Raw genomic sequence first — 20,309 nt, forward strand, 5'->3', positions numbered from 1 at the left:
TAGGTCTTTCGCTCTTGCATGGAACCTCCTGATTGGGCGAATCATATCGCCCTTAAGAGGTGTCCGGGATCATTAAGCCAGTTCAACTTGTCGGCGAGGCGGCAGGGCTGATCCACCGCATCAAGCCCTATCGCCAACAAGTTGCCTCCTACCTGACCCAGCGCAAACCGGTAGGAGCGAACTTGTTCGCGAGGCGGTCGACCTGACTCACCGCATCAAGCCCTATCGCCAACAAGTTGCCTCCTACCTGACCCAGCGCAAACCGGTAGGAGCGAACTTGTTCGCGAGGCGGTCGACCTGACTCACCGCATCAAGCCCTATCGCCAACAAGTTGCCTCCTACCTGACCCAGCGCAAACCGGTAGGAGCGAACTTGTTCGCGAGGCGGTCGACCTGATTCACCGCATCAAGCCCTATCGCCAACAAGTTGCCTCCTACCTGACCCAGCGCAAACCGGTAGGAGCGAACTTGTTCGCGAGGCGGTCGACCTGATTCACCGCATAAAGCCCTATCGCCAACAAGTTGCCTCCTACCTGACCCAGCGCAAACCGGTAGGAGCGAACTTGTTCGCGAGGCGGTCGACCTGAAAAGCCCTATCGCCAACAAGTTGCCTCCTACCTGACCCAGCGCAAACCGGTAGGAGCGAACTTGTTCGCGAGGCGGTCGACCTGATTCACCGCATCAAGCCCTATCGCCAACAAGTTGCCTCCTACCTAAAGCAGTAAACAGAATAGACAGTGCCTAAGCTTAAAACCTATACGTGTGGCTCACCCGGTTTGGCCGGTGCCGCATATTGCGGTTTCAGCTTGCCGTCCTTGTCCAGCAGCCAGGCGTCGAGGATTTCCCTGACGACGGGGCCTGCGACCCGGCCGCCTGCCTCGCCGTTCTCGATCATCACCGCCACCACGATCTTCGGATGGTCGGCCGGTGCAAAACCGACGAACAATGCGTTGTCCCGATGGCGCTCTAGGGTCTTGGCGCGGTCATAGCGCTCGCCCTGCTTGATCGCCACCACCTGCGCCGTACCGCTTTTACCGGCGATGCGGTACTGCGCGCCTTGCGCTGCGGCACGGGCGATGCCGCGGGGATCGTGCATGACCATCTGCATGCCGATGTTGACCTGATTCCACTCGTTGGGATCATGCAGCACGATGTTCGGCATCGGATGCTCGTCCACCGGAGCACTGCCGCCGACCTCCATGGCCAGATGCGGACGAATCCACACGCCCTTGTTGGCGATCAACGAAGTGGCTTGGGCCAATTGCAACGGCGTGACCTGCATGTAGCCCTGACCAATGCCGAGAATCACGGTTTCACCGGGGAACCACGCCTGACGTCGCGTGGCACGCTTCCATTGCCGCGACGGCATCAGCCCTGCTGACTCTTCGAACATGTCCAGCGAGACCTTTTGGCCCAGACCGAACATGGTCATGTAGTCGTACATGCGGTCGATGCCCAGCTTGTGCGCCAGGGTGTAAAAGTAAGTGTCATTGGAACGCATGATCGCCGCGTCCATGTCCACCCAGCCATCGCCGCTGTGGTTCCAGTTACGGTATTTGTGATCAAAGTCCGGCAACTGGAAATAACCGGGGTCGAAGACTTTGGTCGAGGCGTTCACAACGCCGCTGTCGAGACCGGCAATCGCCACTTCCGGCTTGATGGTCGAACCCGGTGCATAGAGGCCACGCAGGACCCGGTTGAACAGCGGCCGGTCGATGGAATCTCGCAACGCCGCGTATTCCTTGAAGCTGATCCCGGTGACAAACAGGTTCGGATCGAAGCTAGGCTTGCTGACCATCGCCAGCACCTGACCGGTGGCCGGATCCAGCGCCACCACCGAACCACGACGGTCCCCGAGCGCCGCTTCCGCAGCTTCCTGCAGGTGAATATCCAGACTCAACGTGATGTTCTTGCCCGGTACCGGGTCGGTGTGTTTGAGCACCCGCAACACCCGACCCTGCGCATTGGTCTCGACTTCTTCATAGCCGACCTTGCCGTGCAGTTCAGACTCGTAGAACCGTTCGATGCCGGTCTTGCCAATGGACTGAGTGCCGCGGTATTCAACGGAATCCAGTTGTTTGGCTTCTTTCTCGTTGATCCGCCCGACGTAACCGATGGAATGAGCAAAGTGCGCGCCCAACGGGTAATGCCGCACGAACTGAGGCTCGACGTCGATACCCGGCAACAGATACTGATTCACCGCCAGCACAGCGATCTGCTCTTCGTTCAGCTCGTACAACAACGTCACGGGTTCGAACGGGTGACGCACTTGCTTGAGGTCTTTGTCGAAGAGGATCCGCTCTTCCTCGGGCAGCTTGAGCAGCACCATCACTTCATCGATGACCTTGTGCCAATCCCCTGCCCGCTCACGAGTCAGCGTCATGTTGTAGCTGGGCCGGTTATCCGCCAGCACCACGCCATTACGGTCATAGATCAAGCCGCGCTCGGGAGCGATGGGCAGTACGTGCACGCGGTTATTTTCAGAGATGGTCGAGTGGTAGGCGAACTCGGTGACTTGCAGGAAATACATCCGCGCAACGAGGCACGCGCTCAGGACGGCCACGAGCAGCGCACAGGCGATCAACCGCTTGTTGACCAGCCGGGCATCTTTCTCGTGATCCTTTAAAGGAATTGGATCGGGCATTTCTACAGCTTCTCGGTGGTTGGCTAATACAGATGCTGGCCGCACAGCAAAAAATCTGTGAGGAGATGTTTCCGCACACGACAGGGTGCGCACGATACCAAGAAGTGGCTGTTCAGTGAGGATTTGTCTTATCTGAGAGGTATGAACGGCTGGCAAACAACAGAGGATTATTACTCTGAGCGCAACAGTCCATTGTGAAATGAGTGCGGCGCAACGTTTGGCAACATATCTATCATGGCGGACGTGCGGAAAAGATGATCGCGGAATCTGGCTTTTGCCTGCCTAGCATGCGCTTCGGGCTTACCGATTTGCCAGAGACCTAATGTCACACCCTCACGTGAGTTTTCAGTGTCCCTCAGTCGGACAAAACACCGTGTATTGACCGCGACACGCCAACTGTCGATGGGACTCGCTCCTGTCGTATGCGTTCGCAGGAGCCTCAAAAAAAATGACTGACCTGCCACCAAAAGGCCTGACCCGCCGCCAACTGCTGGTGTCCTCTGCAACCACCCTCGCCGCCGGTGCCGCCGCCAGCGCCAAGGCCGCCACCCTCACCGGCGTGCCGCAATGGGTGCCTTTCGATCACAACGGCCCGATGCATTACGAAACACCGGGCTGGCAGTTCTTCACCGCCGAAGAAGCCCGTGAAGTCGAAGCCATTGTCGAGCGCCTGATCCCCGCGGATGACCTCAGCGTCAGCGGCAAAGACGCCGGATGCGCCGTATTCATCGACCGCCAGTTGGCGGGCGAGTACGGTACTTTTGATCGCCTGTACATGCAGGGCCCGTTCGCAAAGGGCACGCCCATGCAGGGTGATCAATCGCCACTGGTGCCCCGTGAGCGCTATCGCCTGGGCATCGCCGCCTTGACCGGCTACTGCCAGAAGCAGTTTCAGAAAACCTTCAGCGCTCTGAGCAATGAAGAGCGCGACAAGGTCCTGACCGATCTGGAAAAAGGCGCGATTGAGCTGGAAGGCATCGACGCGAAGCTGTTCTTTCAGCAAGTGCTGGGCAACACCATGGAAGGCTTCTTTGCCGACCCCGTCTACGGCGGCAACCGCGACATGGTGTCGTGGAGAATGATCGGCTTTCCCGGTGCCCGTTATGACTACCGCGATTACATCGGTCGGCATAACCAGAAACTCGACCTCACACCGATATCGATCATCGGCAGCTCCGCCTGGCAAAAGAAGGGTTAATCGACATGGCTAGAAAACTACCTTCCACCGATGTGGTGGTTGTCGGACTCGGCTGGGCCGGATCTATCATCGCCAACGAACTCGCCGACGAAGGCTTGAGCGTCATTGGCTTCGAACGCGGCCCATGGCGCGACACGGCGGCCGATTTCAACATCGCCTCCGCCACTGACGAATTGCGCTATGCGCGCCGTCAGGATCTGATGCTGCGCACCAAACAGAACACCTGCACCATCCGCAACAACGTCACGGAAACAGCCTTGCCTATGCGCAGCTGGGGTTCTTTTCACCCTGGTAACGGGACTGGCGGCGCAGGCAACCACTGGGCTGGCATTGCCTTTCGCTTTCAGCCTGAAGAGTTCCGCCTGCACAGCCACCTGACCGAGCGTTACGGCAAGGAGCTGCCCGCCGAGTTGACCCTGCAGGACTGGGGCACTGACTGGGAAGAGATGGAGCCGTTCTACACCAAGTTCGACCGTCTGGCCGGGGTTTCCGGCAAGGCTGGCAACATCAAGGGCGTGATTCAGGAAGGCGGCAATACCTTCGAAGGTGCGCGTTCGGAAGAATATCCGAACCCGCCGACCGAGCAGACCTACGCGCCGGTATTGTTCGCCGAAGCGGCGAAGAATCTGGGTTACAAGCCCTTCCCTGTGCCCTCGGCACTGGTTTCCCGGGCTTACACCAACTCGTTGGGCGTGACCATGGGCGCCTGCACCTTCTGTGGCTTCTGCACCAACTACGGCTGCGCCAACTACTCCAAGGCCAGTGCGATCACCACGGTACTGCCGGTTCTGATTCGCAAGCCTAACTTCACCGCCAAGACCAATTGTGAAGTGCTGCGCGTGACCATGGACAGCACCGGCAAGCGTGCCACCGGGATCATCTTCGTCGATGCCAATGGTGATGAGTTCGAGCAACCTGCAGATCTGGTGGTGATCAGCGCGTTCATCTTTGAAAACGTCCGTCTGATGCTGCTGTCCGGAGTTGGCAAGCCTTACGACCCGGTGACCAACACCGGTACTACCGGCCGCAACTATGCCTACCAGACCGCCAACAACGTGCGCCTGTTCTTCGATGACAAGAACTTCAACCCGTTCATCGGTGGCGGCGCCATCGGCATGGGCATCGATGAATTCAACAACGACAACTTCGACCACTCCGGTCTGGGCTTTGTCGGCGGCGGTAGCACTCGGGTAACCCCTATTGGCGCAGCGCCTATCGAATCGCGCCCGGTGCCGCCCGGCACCCCGACCTGGGGTTCGAAATGGAAGCAGGCGACCGTCAAGAACTACGCCAACAGCATGTCCATCGGCTGTGAAGCCAGCAGCTATTCGATCCGTGGCAACTACCTGTCGCTGGACCCGACCTACAAAGACCCACTGGGGCGGCCACTGCTGCGTATCACCTTCGACTTCCCGGAAAACGACCGCAAGATGGCCGCGTACGTGACCGGCAAGGTCCACGAGATCGCCAAGAGCATGAACCCTGTGCAAATGGTCGACAGCGCCCAGACCGGGCACTGGAACAGCTCGCCGTATCAGTCCTCGCACATCGTTGGCGGTTTCATCATGGGCGCTGATCCGAAAACCAGTTCGGTGAACAAATACCTGCAGGTCTGGGATGTACCGAACCTTTTTGTAGTGGGCTCGTCGGCCTTCCCGCAGAACCCCGGCTACAACCCCACCGGCACTGTCGCAGCGCTGGCCTTCAAGGCCGCCGATGCGATTCGTACCCGATATTTGAAACGCCCAGGGGAGATGATCCCGGCATGAAGACTCTTCTCTCTGTCTGTGTCGGCGTATTGGGCCTGACCCTCAACGTCGCGCACGCTGCCACCGGTGCCGACTCGTACAACCTGGTGGAACAAGGCCGTTATCTGACCACTTTGGGCGACTGCACCGCCTGCCACACGTTGCCCGGCAAACCGGCATTTTCCGGCGGTGTGGTGCTGGATACGCCGTTCGGCAAACTGCTGGGGGCGAATATCACGCCTGACCCGGTCACGGGTATTGGCCGCTGGACCTTCGACGATTTCCAGAACGCCATGTCAAAAGGTCACGGTCTGGACGGCAAGCGCCTGTACGGGGCAATGCCGTACACCGCGTACACCAAGGTCACCCGTCAGGATAACCAAGCGATCTGGGCCTACCTGCAAACGCTGGATGCGGTGGACAACAAGGTCGAAACCAACCAGTTGCCCTTCCCGTTCAACGTTCGTACCAGCTTGCTGGCGTGGAACCTGATGAACTTCAAGGAAGGCGAATTCAAAGCCAACCCACAGAAGTCCGAACAGTGGAACCGCGGTGCCTATCTGGTAGAAGGTCTCGGGCATTGCGGTACCTGCCACACGCCTAAAGGCCTGACCGGGGGCGACAAGAACGATCAGTTCCTGACCGGTGCCAACCTGCAGAACTGGGTCGCGCCGAACATCACCGCCGACGCCCACAGCGGCATTGGCAAGTGGACCGAAGAAGACATCGTCAAGTACCTGAAGACCGGCGCCAACCGCTTCGACATTGCCTCAGGTCCTATGGCCGAAGAAGTCGAGCATTCTTCGCAACACTGGAAGGACACCGACCTCATGGCTGTGGCGGTGTACCTCAAGGACGGCGCGAAACCGGCTGAACCACCCAAGGCGCTGGACGCGAAAGACCCGGCCATGGTCGCAGGCAAAACCATCTATGCCGACCGTTGCTCAGCGTGCCACGTAGGCAATGGCGAAGGTACAGAGAACCTGTTCCCTAAACTGGCTATGGCACCACTGGTCAACAGCGCTGACCCATCGTCGATGATTCGCGTGGTGCTGGCAGGCAGTCGTGCCGGAGCCACCGATGCGGCGCCCACCGCACCGGCGATGCCTGCACTGGGCTGGGCGCTGTCCGATGACAATGTCGCCAACGTGCTGACCTACGTGCGCAACAGTTGGGGCAACGCCGCTCCTGCCGTATCCAGTGCAGACGTGAAAGCCGTCCGCGAGGCGCTGCAACCGAAATAAACGATTCACCTCCCCTTTGCCCGGCCTCTTCATGTCGCCGGGCATTTTTTTGTCCTTGGCTTCCGTAGGACCGGCTTTAGCCGGGAGGGCTTCGTGACATTCGCTAAATCTTCTTAAGCTGAGACACCGCCCTCCCGGCTAAAGCCGGTCCTACGAGATGACGGGGTTAAACAAGACTCAGGTCAATCTGGCTGAATCCACTTCTTCTCGCACCGCCATGATCCTTGGCAGATTATGCTCGATCCAGTTCGCCAGACTTTCGACCTGCTGCGCCACCTCTTCACCCAGCGGGGTCAGGCGGTATTCAACATGGGGCGGCACCACTGGCAATGCCTTGCGTTCGACGAAACCATCACCCTCCAGATGCTGCAACGTCTGCGAAAGCATCTTCTCGCTCACGCCGCCAATCTTGCGGCGCAGTTCACTGAAGCGGTGCATGCCGCTGCGCAGTACTACCAACACCAATACACCCCAACGACTGCACACGTGATTGAGCACAATTCGCGACGGACAATCAGCCGCCATCAACTCGCCCGCCCGCGCTTCCATCACTGCTGCGAGCAATGAACGGCTTTGCTGCTCTGATCCACTCATGACACTTACCTTTTTGTACGTACTTACGAAAGGTTAGCATCATGTTTATGCTCTGGCTTCCCTTAATACAGTCAAGGAACCGAGCATGTACGTCATTACTGGAGCAACCGGTCAATTGGGCCGTCTCGTGATTGAAAAGCTGTTGGCCAGCGTTCCTGCAGGACAAATCATTGCGGCCGTGCGCAGCCCGGAAAAAGCTGCCGACCTCGCTGCATTGGGCGTGCAGGTGCGTCACGCGGATTACTCACAAGCCTCGACGCTGGATAGCGCGTTCAAAAGCGCCGAGAAAATCCTGCTGATTTCATCCAGCGAAGTGGGCCAGCGTACCGCCCAGCATCAAGCAGTCATCGACGCGGCAAAACGCGCCAACGTCAAGCTGCTGGCTTATACCAGCGTCCTGAATGCCGACACTTCACTGCTGGGCCTGGCGGAAGAACACCGTCAGACCGAAGCCGCGCTGCAAAAGTCCGGCGTACCTTTTGTGCTGCTGCGCAACGGCTGGTACACGGAGAACTACGCGGCGGGTATTCCTGCCGCACTGGAACATGGCGCAGTGTTTGGCAGTGCTGCCGATGGCCGTATCAGCTCGGCAGCGCGGGCCGATTACGCAGACGCAGCCGTCGCGGTGCTGACCTCCGCTGAGGATCAGGCCGGTAGAGTCTATGAGCTGGCCGGTGACGACTCCTACACGCTAAGCGACTTTGCCGCTGAAGTATCAAAGCAGGCAGGCAAGACCGTGCCTTATACAGACTTGCCACAGGCTGATTTCAAGGCCGCACTGGTTCAGGCAGGCCTGCCAGGCTTTGTTGCTGATCTGCTCTCGGATTCGGATGCAGCCGCCGCCAGGGGTGCGCTATTCGATGCCCGTCGACAGCTAAGCGCGCTGATCGGCCGCCCGACTACGCCGCTCGCCATCACCGTCGCCGAAACATTGAAGAACTGACGACACAAAGGCTCGCCCTGCGCCGTCAGGGCGAGCACTGGTTCACGGATCGGTTACCCCAACGGCCATCACCGGACAATCAAACCGAATGATTTTTTTCGACGGTTGTCCTAGAGCTACGAACAGAGCATTACGCACTGAGCCCTAGGAGCTGTATATGAAGAGCAAATCACTCGTCGCTTGTCTGGCAATTCTTGGCTGTGTGTCTCTGACCAGCCTGTCCGTCCAGGCCGCCGACGCCCCAGAGCCGACCATCGAGAAGTCCAAGGACAACATGCATGAACTGGAACTCGGCTCTCGCGCCCCGGAAAAATTCCGCCGCCCTGAAGAAGGCCTGAAGGACTGGAGCAAGCGCGGACTGAAAGAGCCCGCCAAAGAATCCCAGTGGGTGCAGATCAACGATAAATACGTGCAAGTACAGCTCACCAACGGGCAAATCACTGAAATCGTGCCGGTGAAGAAGAAGTAAGAGCACTTGAATTGCAGGAGTGGCCCCGGTGTGCGTGACACCGCGCTGTCTCGCGGCAAACACTGGATCCTGTAGGAGTGAGCTTGCTCGCGATGGCGGTCGAACTGATGAGAAACTATCGCCTGACCAAACGCTATCGCGAGCAAGCTCACTCCTACAAAAAAGTATCTGAATTCAAATAGTTATTTTTGCTAGACGAGAGCCGCCGAAGGCTGAGTAGCGATGTGTCTGATAAACCGCTATCGCAGCCTTCGGCAGCTCCTACAACAATTTCGCGCACACATCACTCAACCCCTCTTCCAGCAGCATGCTCAATACCTCCTGCCTTTGAAACACTTCTACCAAAGCTGATTGCCGAACCCGGCGCGCCCTGAAAGAATCAGCGGCCTTTCAAACCGTGCGTCGCGGTGGGCTCGGAGCAAGCGATGGAACTGCACATTGTCATCAAAGGCCGCAAGGACTTGGCGAACCAGCTCTACGACCAATTGCGTGACAACATCGAGTCAGGTCGGCTCGCCGCCGGTGTGCAGTTACCGCCCAGCCGTTTGTTGGCCGTACAACTGGGTGTATCACGCAAAACCATCTCCGACGCTTATTCGCGACTGACCTACGAGAACTTTCTGGTCGGCAAAAGGGGCAGCGGCACCTTCGTCAACAGCCTGGCGACCGCCCAGTCTCGCCAGCAGGAGACCTGCGATCTGGCCAGTGCGGCAGTCCTGGAGAAATGGCAGAACCTGGAGCTGGGCCTGCGTCACCCAGTTGGTGAAGAAACCCGACGCGGCGACTTCATTGGCGGCGCGGTCAGCCACAGTCATTTTCCCGCTGGTGAATGGCGACGTTGTATTCAGCATGCCTTGCGGCAACTGGCCAAAACACCCGGCCTGTACAGCCAACCACAAGGACTGGAGGTTCTGCGCAAGGCCATTGCCGGGCACATCGCTTTCGCCCGGGGCGTGCGCTGCATGGCGGACGACATTGTTGTGTGTAACGGCGCGCAACAGGCGCTGGACCTTATTTCCCGGGTCCTGACCGAACCCGGTTGTTGCGTTGCCATGGAGGATCCAGGTTATAGACCGGCCCGTCTATTATTCTCTGCCCAAGGCGCAAGGGTGGTTGGCGTACCGGTAGATGCAGAAGGCATGCAGGTGGATGCGATCCCGGATGACGCACGCTTTATCTACGTCACGCCCTCGCATCAGATGCCGTTGGGCATGCCCATGAGCATGTCCCGTCGTCAGGCGTTGCTGGATAAGGCGCGGCGTATCGGCGCGATCATTATTGAGGACGACTACGACAGCGAATTCCGCTACGAGGGCCAGCCCACCGATTCATTACAAAGCATGGACCGTCACGGCATCGTCGCCTATGTCGGGACGTTCTCGAAGACTCTGCTGCCGGAGCTGCGGCTGGGTTACGCCGTATTACCCAGCGCCATTCATGCAGCCGTGATCAAGGCCCGGCAATTGACCGACTGGCACACCAGCACGCTGAATCAATGGGCGCTGGCCAAGTTTATCGACGACGGTTTACTGCAAAAACATATTCGTCGCTGCCACGGGGTCTATGTCGGGCGTCGGCAACGTATTCTTGAGCGTCTCACGACTGATCTCGCGCCATGGTTTGAAGCCATTCCGGCCACGGCAGGCTTTCACATGGCGCTCTGGTGCAAGGTGCCACTGGATGTCGAGCGGCTCATCAACCAGGCTCGCCAGCATGACGTCGGCATCTATTCACTGGCGCCGTATTACCAGTCGACGCCAGATCGAACCGGAATCTATCTGGGCTTTGGTGCCATCGAAACCCTGGACATCGACCCGGCGCTGGACCGGTTGCGGGATTTGCTGCAGACGTTTTGAGTGTTGGCAAAGATGCGTGGCGATGCGCTACTCTCGGGAGACGCACGCGCTGTTATGCTCTTACCGAACATGAGACGGTATTTGAACCTGAGTGTTTTTCTGCAGGAGCGCATGAGCACCGCGAGTCCGCGATGGCTTTGGCGCGATACAGCGCGGCGTCGTGGACACGGAGCCGTTCCAACCGGCTGATCAAAACTTCTGAAGAGATCAACACCCCATGAACCCACAACCACAAGCGCCCTACTTCTGGCGTGACGAGCAGTTGCCTTTCATCGAGGCGCGTTCGGTGGGCGATGGGCGCAAGCTGTGTTATGCCAAGCATTCCCATGAAGTGTTTTCCATCGGGGCGATCACCGCCGGGCAAAGCACATACCTGCACGAGAAAAGCCGCCAGCACGTGGGCGCGGGCACGGTGGTGCTGATGAATCCTGGCGACGTTCATGCCTGCAATCCCATTGCCGATCAGCATTGGTCATACCTGATGTTGTACGTCGATACCCAATGGCTCACCGGCCTGCAACATGAACTGGGTCTGGATGGAAACCATGATTTCCAGCCAATTGCACAAACCCACAGCACTTCGCCAGGCCTGTTCAGGGGCCTGAATAACCTCTATGCCACGCTGATCGACGATCAGGCTGAGGTTCTGCACAAGCAATGCACCGCCATCGCGTTCTTCAGCCAGATGCAGCAAACCCTAGGCAGCCTCTCTATTCGCCCGGAGCTGGCAACGCAGCGGGTCGAACGTGCGGCGCAGTACATCAATGACAACTTCAAACAGCCCATTACGCTTGACGACATGTGTAACGCAGCCAGTTTGTCCGGTTCGTACCTGATCCGCGCCTTCGAGCAGCGTTACCACATGACGCCCCACGCGTACCTGATCAACCGCCGCATCCAGCACGCTCGCACGCAACTCAAAAACGGCAGCCTGATTGCTGACGTGGCTCACGAGCTCGGCTTTGCCGACCAGGCGCACTTCCAGCGGGCATTCAAGAAGCATCTGGCCGCGACGCCAGGGCAATATCGCCTGCAATAACCGATCAGTACGCCAGCAGGTAAACCGCGCAGCCCACCAGCAACAGCGCCATGCTGCGGTTGAAAACCCGGATGCCCAGCGCGCTTTTCAAGTACTGACGCAAGAAGGTCCCGGCAAACGCCCAGCACGCCAAAGACAAATAGCAGATCACGAAATAGATCGCCGCGAACTGCCAGATCAGCCGCGTTTCGCCACTGGCAACGAAGGCTCCCATCCCGGCAATACACGCCAGCCACGCCTTGGGATTCAGCCACTGCATCACCGCCCCCACCAGCATCGACGGCTTGTCACCTTCACGCTCTACATCCAGCTGCCCGTTATCCAGCGCCAGCTTCCAGGCCATATACAGTAGAAACGCCACCCCGGCCCACTTGATTGCCAGGGTCAGAAAAGGCAAATGCAGCAGCGTTTCATGCAGGCCGAAACCGATCAGGATCAACAGCAGCGTGAACCCCAGCGTAGCACCGGAGACATGCAGCAGCGCCGCACCAAGGCCGTAACGAGCGCCCGAACTCAATGCCACGATATTCACCGGCCCCGGGGTGATTGAAGACGCCAGCGCAAAGGCTGCCATGGACACCAACACACTCATTTGAATACCTTCAACTTGATCTGAAATGACGTGATCAAGGTAAGGATCGGTCTCGACGGCGTATTGAATAAAATCACCCACTGCGCGGTGCCCACTGACTCTCGCGGCAGGAATCAGGCAGAATGAGCCGCATTGGACAGGCGGCCAATTCAGCCAGCCGTCAGGTGCCTTCATTTGCAGAGCGCAACCCATGAACAGTTTTGAAGAATCGATCATCGCCGCAGCTCAGGACGCGACGCCCAACAACACAGAAGCAGAGCGCGAACAAGCCAAAGCGGCGGCCATTGAAGCCGTCGCTCAGATCATGCAAACCACGACGGGCCTGCAACGTACTCTGGCACTGGCTGCACTGTTGGACTCCTATTCCGAGTCCGATCTGGAAGACGAATAAAAAGCACGCGACAAATGCTGCAAAATTGCGCAATATATCAATTAGCCATCTTTCTACTTTGATGGTTGACCTTGACCTGGACGTCAATGCCATTCGGCCCCTGACTTCCGGAGTCCATGTTGAAAATCGAAGACCTGAAAAACATCCAGAGCGATCTGCAGACTACTGCCAACGATCTCGAAGGTGTGTCCCAGCACTTATCCGGGCATTTGCTGTATATGCAGCACTCCGTTCACGCCCGGGATGCAAACGAAGTTGGCCAACAGATCGACAAGCTGCAAGCGTCGGTAGAAGACTTGCGCGACGTCGCCCAGCGCCTCGATTGCTGATTCAGTCTTTGGCCTGTGATAACGGCCGGGCAACATCCTCCAGCGACTTGCGCTCCGCCGCGACGCCCCAGACAGCCTGCACCCCCGCGGCAATCAGCATCAGCGCTGCGCCAATCAGGTAGCCGATCAACACGTTACTGCGGTCCTGAGTCTGAATCAGCTCACCGAACAGCGTCGGCCCGATGATCCCGCCCAGGCCGGTGCCGAACGCGTAAAAAACCGCGATCGCCAAGGCGCGAATCTCCAATGGGAAGGTTTCCGCCACGGTCAGATACGCCGAGCTCGCCGCCGCCGAAGCGAAAAAGAAAATCACCATCCAGGCCACCGCTTGCTGAGTGACGTCGAGCAAACCCTGCTGGAACAGATAGCCGCTGATGGCCAGTAACACACCAGACACTGCGTAAGTCAGGCTGATCATCACTCGCCGGCCTATCACATCGAACAGCCGCCCCAGCAACAACGGACCGCAGAAATTACCCAACGCGAGCGGCAATACGTACCAGCCGACTTGCTCGGCGGGCACGTTGTAGAAATCGGTGAGCACCAGCGCGTAGGTGAAAAAGATCGCGTTATAGAAAAACGCCTGAGCGGTGAGCAACGTCATGCCCACCAGGGCTCGCTGGCGGAAGCTGACAAACAGGGTGTGGAAGATTTCCCTGATGGGCGTGTGATCCCGGGCATGCAGACGCAAGGGCTTACCGGTTAACGGCGCAAGTTCATGGCCTTGATCCCGAAGCCGGTTCTCGATCTGCTCAACAATGCGTGTCGCCTCTGCGGTTTGCCCGTGAATCAATAGCCAGCGCGGGCTTTCCGGCAACCACAGGCGCATGAACAAAATCAGCAGACCCAATGCCGCGCCTATCCCGAAACAGAGTCGCCAACCGAGGTCGCCGCCAACCCACTGCGGATCCAGCAATATGATCGAGCCACCCGCGCCCAACGCTGCACCAAGCCAGAACGTGCCGTTGATGGTCAGATCGACCCAGCCCCGATAGCGAGCCGGGGTGAATTCCTGGATCGTCGAATTGATTGCGGTGTACTCCCCGCCAATCCCCATCCCCGTAAGAAAACGGAACAGCAGGAAGCTGCCCAGACTGAATGAGAACGCAGTTGCCGCCGTGGCACCGACATACAGCAGCAAGGTAATGAAGAACAGTTTGCGTCGCCCCAGACGGTCCGTCAGCCAGCCGAACAACAGCGCGCCCAGTACCGCCCCGGCAATGTACACAGCCCCTGCCAGTCCGATGTCGCTGTTGGACATCTGCAGCGCCGGACTGCTTTTCAGCGCGCCGGACACCGAACCTGCCAGGGTCACTTCAAGACCGTCGAGCAGCCAGGTGATGCCGAGGGCGAACACCAGAAGGGTATGAAACCGGCCCCAAGGCAAACGATCCAGCCGTGCCGGGAGATCGGTCTCGAAGATCTGTCCAGAATCAGGGGGAGTCTTCAAGGTTGCTTCATCCTTGTAGGACCGGCTTCAGCCGGGAGAGCTGCCTGTCAGACGACACAGATGTGGTGACTGCACCGGCCAATTCCCGGCTAAAGCCGGTCCCACGTCCATACCGCCTTAAGCCAACAGACACTCTGTTGGGGCAGGCAGTTCGGCGAAGTTCAGCCCTTTCAATTCACCCAGAACCACATCAACGTCAGATTCGCGGCCGAGATCAAGCCGAACAGGCCCCACGCCGCAATCTTCACCAAACGACTATTGACGAAAGGCCCCATCAATTGCCGGTCACTGGTAAAGCGGATCAGCGGCCACAGGGCGAACGGAAGTTGCAGGCTGAGCACAACCTGGCTGAGCACCAGCATCTTGCCCACGGCGCCGTCGCCCAGCCAGATCACCCCGGCCAGCGCCGGGATCAAAGCCAGACCGCGGGTAATCAAGCGACGCTGCCAGCACGGAATCTTCGCCTGCAGAAAGCCTTCGAGCACGACTTGCCCGGCGATGGTGCCGGTGAACGTCGAGCTCTGCCCCGCCGCCAACAATGCAATGCCAAACAAAACGCTGGCCACCGCACCGCCCACCAGAGGATCCAGCAGGTGGTAAGCGTCCTGAATTTCCACCACATCGGTGTGCCCGCTCTTGTGGAACGCGGCCGCTGCGAGAATCAGGATCGCGGCGTTGATCAAAAGCGCCAGGCTCAAGGACGCAATGGTGTCCAGCCGCGCGAATTTGATTGCGCTGGCTTTGCTGGCGTTATCGTCACCGTTGACCCTTGTCTGCACCAGTGACGAATGCAGGTAAAGGTTATGAGGCATGACCGTCGCGCCGAGAATACCGATGGCCAGGTACAGCGGCTCCTGATTGCTCAGTACGTCCCACGTGGGCTTCAGGCCTGCGGCGACGTCTGGCCAGAACGGTTTGATCAGCACCAGTTCTACCGTGAAGCACGCCCCGATCGTGGCGATCAAGCCCAGGACGATGGCTTCCAGTCGGCGGAAATTGGCACCTTGCAGCGCCAGCACGATCACGGTGTCGAAAGCAGTGAGTACGACGCCGGTCGTAATCGACACACCTAACAGGAGATGAAACGCCAGCGCCGCGCCCAACACTTCAGCCAGGTCAGTGGCGAGAATCGACAGCTCGGCCAGCAGCCACTGCCCTTTGGCGACCCCTGGGCTGTAACGCGAAGCGGATAACTGCGCCAGGTCTCGACCGGTGGCGATGCCCAATCGCGAGCATAGATTCTGCAAGACCATGCCGGACAGACTCGCCAGCACTACCACGAACAACAGCGCATAACCGAAACGCGACCCCGCTTCGATGGCTGTAGCCCAATTGCCGGGATCCATGTAGCCAATGGAAACCAGCAGGCCAGGGCCAAGGAACAGCAGCAGCTTGCGCGCCAGGGAGGCATTGGCCGGAATGGCAACGCTGTCAGTGACAGCCGATGGGCAAAACGGAGCGGTGGCAGTAGTGGGCAGTTTGAACTTCACAAGGAACCAGACTGGAAGCGGAGCGGAAATCCAATATTAAAGATTCGTGACACATCTTGATACAGCCGACCCGGTAGATCAGGTGCACAGCGTTATCGTTCTTCGCGGGCAATCTCCCATATGAGATTGCGCTCTTCCGTAGGACCGGCTTTAGCCGGGAGGGCGTCGGGAGATTCACCAAATCTTCTTCGCCAGAAATACCGCCCTCCCGGCTAAAGCCGGTCCTACGGGTTCTGTGGGAGCCGGGCTTGCCCGCGATAATCTGTAAACCCAATCGCAGGCCCACTGGTTCTGCGTTCTAACTAGTAGTTCTGTGATGATCTGCAAAGCCTTTATCCAAGCTGATAACTTCTAGAAATAAGTCTCAAAAACCAAAAAACTAAATTTTTCAGCAACTTTCCACCAAATAAAATCCAAACCAAGCCAAAACCAACAAACATTACAAATTGTAAAACCGCTACCATAATCCATCAAAAATAAATGGAAGCCTGCGTATGTCCTCCCCCACTATCGCCAGCTCTTCGGCGGGCGATGCGAATGTCGACGGTCCCGATCCGGTCCGGGCCGCTCAGATCTCAGCTCGAATAGACCGTCTGCCTGCCGTCGCCACCGTCTGGAAACTGGTAGCGCTGCTGTCTATCGGTGGTTTTTTCGAGCTTTATGATCTGTTCCAGACGGCTTACATCAGCCCAGGCCTGCTTCGAGACGGTATTTTCGCCACGGGTGCCCAAGGTGTTTTTGGCTTCTCTGACCAGGCCGCATTTGCCTCGGCAACTTTTCTCGGTCTGTTTCTGGGTGCCAGCCTGCTGAGCCCCATCGCTGACCGATTTGGTCGTCGGGCGATTTTTACCTTCGCGTTGATCTGGTACACCATCGCTACCGTATTGATGGGCATTCAGACCGATGCGCTGGGCATTATCTGCATGCGGTTTCTGGTGGGGATTGGACTGGGGATCGAACTGGTTACCATCGACGCTTACCTGTCGGAGCTGGTGCCCAAACGCATGCGCAGCTCGGCGTTCGCATTTGCCTTCTTTATCCAGTTTCTATCGGTGCCCGCTGTGGCGCTGATGTCATGGTGGCTGGTGCCGCAAGCGCCGTTCGGCATTTCCGGCTGGCGCTGGGTCGTGCTCGCCAGCGCGGTGTTTGCGTTGTTTATCTGGTGGCTGCGCTCACGTTTGCCAGAGTCGCCGCGCTGGCTGGCACAACACGGGCGCTTTGACGAAGCCGAACGCATCATGGATGACATCGAAGCACGCTGTGAACGCGACCATGGCAAGCCACTGGACGTCCCGGAACCGGAAGTGGTTGCCGTCTCGGGCAAAGGCCGCTTCGCCGACATCTGGCAGCCGCCTTATCGTCGTCGCGCGTTGATGCTGATCGTGTTCCATGTCTTCCAGGCCATCGGTTTTTTCGGCTTCGGCAACTGGTTACCGGCGTTACTGTCCGGTCAGGGCGTCAGCGTCACTCATAGTCTGGGTTACGCATTCATCATCACCCTCGCCTATCCGCTGGGCCCACTGCTGTTTGTCAGGTTCGCCAACCGTTTCGAAAACAAATGGCAGATCGTCGGTTCAGCATTGGGATCGATGATTTTCGGCACCCTGTTCGCCTTTCAGACTTCAGCGGTAGGGTTGGTCTTTTGCGGGGTGATGATCACCTTCTGCAATGCATGGCTGAGCTTCAGCTATCACTCGTATCAAGGGGAATTGTTTCCCACCAACATCCGTGCCCGCGCCGTAGGTTTCTGCTATTCATTCAGCCGTCTGTCGACAGTATTCAGCAGCTTGTTGATCGGTTTCTTTCTCGATCAATTCGGCACGCCGGGGGTTCTGGCGTTCATCGTCAGCAGCATGTTGATTGTGATCATTACCATTGGCAGGTTCGGACCGAAAACCCGCAATCTGGCGCTGGAGAACATTGCACACCAATGATTCCCGAGGCCACAGGGTGCGCCCATTGCAGGCGCACCGGGCCGGCGTGTCGATCAGACAACGCCGGCCAGGGTCTTCAACTTTGCAGCCATTCCACGTTAGTAATACCGAAGTGTTCCGCGTAAGGCTTGGAAACGCGAGGGACTTTTTCGGTTCGATATTTGGGGATACGTGCAATCCCTGCATCAACACTGGCATGATGCCATGCTTCGGAATTATCCATGTGCTCAGCACTGATGTAGAAAGACTTGAACGCGCCGTTTAGCAAATAATCGATTCTGTAATGTTTGTACTGTGACATCCAGGCAGCGCCTCCTTGTTGGTTTGCTTAGTGCAATAGAGGACCTCCCGACTTTCCAAAAAATTCACTCTTTTTTCACAAATCGCGACCAATAACAGTTCGTCCGGCTTTACACCATTTGATGCGCTCATGCGCTTGATCTGGCGCAAAAAAAGTGATTAGCGAATACCCAGACGCTTGGCCAATCGGCTCAAGTTCGCGCGATCAATACCCATTTCCCGGGCCACTTGAGCCCATTTTCCGTCGTGGCGTAACAGTGCCAGTTCAATCAAGTATTTCTGATAAGCGTCCATCGCCACTTTCAATGTAGCCCCGGTCTGCGGGAGTGAAGGCATATCTTCTTGTAGATTTGTGCTCACACTAACGGCTTCGTTTTCCAGCCCCAGAGCTTGCGCTTCCAGGGTGAGAATACGCGGTCGCCCGGCACTCGACGAAAGCGACTTCAGCACTGCACGACTGATTAAATGCTCCAGCTCCCGCACGTTACCTGGCCAGTGATACCCCAGCAGCAGCCTCTGCGCCTCAGTGCCGAGACGCAAGCTGCGCAGGCCCATACGGGCACGGTTTTCTTCAAGGAAGTAACCCGCCAGCAACAGGACATCGCGACCACGCTCGCGCAATGGCGGAACCAATAGTGGATAGACGCTCAACCGATGGTACAGGTCGGCTCGAAAGCGACCGGCGCGCACTTCTTCGGCAAGATCACGATTAGTGGCGGCGATGATCCGCACATCCACATGATGCTCCTGATCAGAACCAACCCGCTGCACCTGCCCGCTCTGCAATACACGCAGCAACTTGGATTGCACAGACAACGGCAACTCGCCGACTTCATCGAGAAAGATAGTACCGTTATCGGCCAGTTCAAACTTGCCGCTGCGCCCGCTTACTGCCCCGGAAAACGCCCCTTTGACATGGCCGAAGAGTTCGCTCTCCACCAACGTTTCCGGTAGCGCCGCACAGTTAAGGCTGATGAGCGGTTTGTGCGCACGAGGCGAACCCAGATGTATGGCTTCAGCGACCAGTTCCTTGCCGACGCCGGTCTCGCCCGTGATCAACACCGACAATGGGCTATTGCCCACTAACTGAATTTCCTGGAGCAGTCGCTTGTGGACCCCGCTCTGGCCAATCAACTCGCGAGGCCCGCGCCCACCGGCGGCACGTTTATACACCTCAGCCAGTTGCCGTTGGTCTTCGAATCCTTTTGCCAACTGGTTGATTCGTTCACTGGCGATCACCGTCGCGGCGGCCAGGCTGGCGAAGGCTTCGAGATTATCCAGGTCAACCTGAGCGAAACTCGACGACTCCAGAGAATCGAGGGTAATCAGCCCCCATGGCTTACCCTGAAAATAAAGCGGGCACCCCAGGCAATCGTGAACCTCGAGCTGGCCATCATGGCCATCGACCAATCCGTCATAGGGGTCGGGCAAGCCGCAGTCCATGGAGAAACGCGTCGGTCCGGGGTTTTCCAGCAGGATCTTCAGCCGTGGATGCTCCTGGACCCTAAAGCGCCGTCCAAGGGTGTCTGCACTCAGGCCTTCAACTGCCAGAGGGATCAATACATCGTCTTCAAATTTGAGCAAGGCCACCGCATCGCATGGCAAGAGTTCGCGCAATGCACTCAACAGGCGGCGGTAGCGCTCCTCGTCGGGCAGCTCACGGCTCAGGTCTGCCACCAGCGGCACAAGGGCACGCAACAGCGGATTGCTCATCATGACGGCGTTCCATCGGCTGAAAACGTGGTCATTATGACTCGCAGTTTTGCGGAATAGACAGCTGCCATCAGGTTTCTGTCGAACAAATGCAATCCTTTGAATTGGAATACACCTTTTTGTAGGAGCTGCCGAAGGCTGCGAAGCATCTTGTCCTGACACACCGCAATCGCAGCCTTCGGCAGCTCCTACAGAAACCGAGCGACTCGACGATACGTTGCGACGCCTTACAGAAACAGTGGACTGCTATCAGGAGCGAGCGGCCGGTCTTTTGAAATCCACCAAGTTGTAAGCTTGATGAAACACCTGCCTTATCTATCAAGCATTACAAACTCAGGGTAGTTTCTGACGCCAGCCCACTGGCGATATAAACACA

General features: G+C 57.8%; 17 protein-coding genes. 10 read left to right on the plus strand and 7 right to left on the minus strand.

Translation table 11 applies throughout. The annotated features are described in order from the left end of the window. Nucleotides 1–753: 753 nt before the first annotated feature. Nucleotides 754–2,643 (minus strand): penicillin-binding protein 2, encoded by a 1,890-nt coding sequence (mrdA, locus tag AO242_RS19125; RefSeq protein WP_027900207.1) that lies wholly within the window; start codon nucleotides 2,641–2,643, stop codon nucleotides 754–756. 448 nt (nucleotides 2,644–3,091) lie between these two features. On the opposite strand from mrdA, the gene AO242_RS19130 reads away from it, so the two are divergent. From AO242_RS19130 to AO242_RS19140, 3 genes are read left to right on the plus strand one after another with little or no spacing between them, the layout of a single operon-like run. Further along, complete coding sequence (locus AO242_RS19130) at nucleotides 3,092–3,841, plus strand: gluconate 2-dehydrogenase subunit 3 family protein (RefSeq protein ID WP_099269964.1); 750 nt, start codon at nucleotides 3,092–3,094, stop codon at nucleotides 3,839–3,841. A gap of 5 nt (nucleotides 3,842–3,846) precedes the next feature. Beyond that, entirely contained in the window at nucleotides 3,847–5,610 is a 1,764-nt protein-coding gene (locus AO242_RS19135; RefSeq protein ID WP_027900209.1) for a GMC family oxidoreductase, read from the plus strand. After that, nucleotides 5,607–6,833 carry a c-type cytochrome gene (locus AO242_RS19140; protein ID WP_099269965.1) on the plus strand — a complete coding sequence of 409 codons (1,227 nt, stop codon included), beginning with the start codon at nucleotides 5,607–5,609 and terminating at the stop codon, nucleotides 6,831–6,833. Before AO242_RS19135 ends, AO242_RS19140 begins: the two co-directional genes overlap by 4 nt. A gap of 177 nt (nucleotides 6,834–7,010) precedes the next feature. Here AO242_RS19140 and AO242_RS19145 read toward each other — a convergent pair whose 3' ends face one another. Next, complete coding sequence (locus tag AO242_RS19145) at nucleotides 7,011–7,427, minus strand: winged helix-turn-helix transcriptional regulator (protein ID WP_099269966.1); 417 nt, start codon at nucleotides 7,425–7,427, stop codon at nucleotides 7,011–7,013. Between the two features lie 85 nt (nucleotides 7,428–7,512). On the opposite strand from AO242_RS19145, the gene AO242_RS19150 reads away from it, so the two are divergent. From AO242_RS19150 to AO242_RS19165, 4 genes are all read left to right on the plus strand, one after another. After that, nucleotides 7,513–8,370, plus strand: a complete 858-nt coding sequence (locus AO242_RS19150; protein ID WP_099269967.1) for an SDR family oxidoreductase — start codon at nucleotides 7,513–7,515, stop codon at nucleotides 8,368–8,370. A gap of 157 nt (nucleotides 8,371–8,527) precedes the next feature. Next, entirely contained in the window at nucleotides 8,528–8,839 is a 312-nt protein-coding gene (locus AO242_RS19155) for an RcnB family protein (protein WP_027900212.1), read from the plus strand. Between the two features lie 425 nt (nucleotides 8,840–9,264). After that, nucleotides 9,265–10,695: a MocR-like pyridoxine biosynthesis transcription factor PdxR gene (gene pdxR / locus AO242_RS19160; RefSeq protein WP_099269968.1), complete on the plus strand. Its 1,431-nt coding sequence runs from the start codon at nucleotides 9,265–9,267 to the stop codon at nucleotides 10,693–10,695. Nucleotides 10,696–10,912: 217 nt separating this feature from the next. Continuing rightward, nucleotides 10,913–11,734 (plus strand): AraC family transcriptional regulator, encoded by an 822-nt coding sequence (locus AO242_RS19165; RefSeq protein ID WP_099269969.1) that lies wholly within the window; start codon nucleotides 10,913–10,915, stop codon nucleotides 11,732–11,734. Nucleotides 11,735–11,738: 4 nt separating this feature from the next. On the opposite strand, the gene AO242_RS19170 is transcribed toward AO242_RS19165, so the two are convergent. Then, nucleotides 11,739–12,326, minus strand: coding sequence for a LysE family translocator (locus AO242_RS19170; RefSeq protein ID WP_176560668.1), 588 nt, complete (start codon nucleotides 12,324–12,326; stop codon nucleotides 11,739–11,741). Between the two features lie 190 nt (nucleotides 12,327–12,516). Between AO242_RS19170 and AO242_RS19175 the strand changes: the two genes are divergently transcribed. Further along, nucleotides 12,517–12,717 carry a hypothetical protein gene (locus AO242_RS19175; protein WP_027900216.1) on the plus strand — a complete coding sequence of 67 codons (201 nt, stop codon included), beginning with the start codon at nucleotides 12,517–12,519 and terminating at the stop codon, nucleotides 12,715–12,717. A 116-nt stretch (nucleotides 12,718–12,833) separates the two neighbouring features. Beyond that, the gene (locus AO242_RS19180) at nucleotides 12,834–13,046 is read left to right on the plus strand and encodes a hypothetical protein (protein WP_231667230.1); all 213 of its coding nucleotides are present in this window, start codon (nucleotides 12,834–12,836) and stop codon (nucleotides 13,044–13,046) included. 1 nt (nucleotide 13,047) lies between these two features. On the opposite strand, the gene AO242_RS19185 is transcribed toward AO242_RS19180, so the two are convergent. Together AO242_RS19185 and AO242_RS19190 are read right to left on the minus strand one after the other, a co-directional pair. Then, nucleotides 13,048–14,496, minus strand: a complete 1,449-nt coding sequence (locus tag AO242_RS19185) for an MFS transporter (RefSeq protein ID WP_099269970.1) — start codon at nucleotides 14,494–14,496, stop codon at nucleotides 13,048–13,050. 170 nt (nucleotides 14,497–14,666) lie between these two features. Then, nucleotides 14,667–15,974: an Nramp family divalent metal transporter gene (locus tag AO242_RS19190; RefSeq protein ID WP_176560669.1), complete on the minus strand. Its 1,308-nt coding sequence runs from the start codon at nucleotides 15,972–15,974 to the stop codon at nucleotides 14,667–14,669. Between the two features lie 506 nt (nucleotides 15,975–16,480). Here AO242_RS19190 and AO242_RS19195 point away from each other — a divergent pair. Then, on the plus strand, nucleotides 16,481–17,920 hold the full coding sequence (locus AO242_RS19195; RefSeq protein WP_099269972.1) for an MFS transporter: 1,440 nt from the start codon (nucleotides 16,481–16,483) through the stop codon (nucleotides 17,918–17,920). Nucleotides 17,921–17,996: 76 nt separating this feature from the next. On the opposite strand, the gene AO242_RS19200 is transcribed toward AO242_RS19195, so the two are convergent. Further along, on the minus strand, nucleotides 17,997–18,221 hold the full coding sequence (locus tag AO242_RS19200; RefSeq protein WP_027900221.1) for a DUF6555 family protein: 225 nt from the start codon (nucleotides 18,219–18,221) through the stop codon (nucleotides 17,997–17,999). A 158-nt stretch (nucleotides 18,222–18,379) separates the two neighbouring features. After that, on the minus strand, nucleotides 18,380–19,936 hold the full coding sequence (norR, locus tag AO242_RS19205) for a nitric oxide reductase transcriptional regulator NorR (protein WP_257153477.1): 1,557 nt from the start codon (nucleotides 19,934–19,936) through the stop codon (nucleotides 18,380–18,382). Between the last annotated feature and the right edge of the window lie 373 nt (nucleotides 19,937–20,309).

It is taken from the genome of Pseudomonas sp. ICMP 561 (genome assembly GCF_002699985.1).
GTDB classification, from domain to species: Bacteria; Pseudomonadota; Gammaproteobacteria; order Pseudomonadales; family Pseudomonadaceae; genus Aquipseudomonas; species Aquipseudomonas quasicaspiana.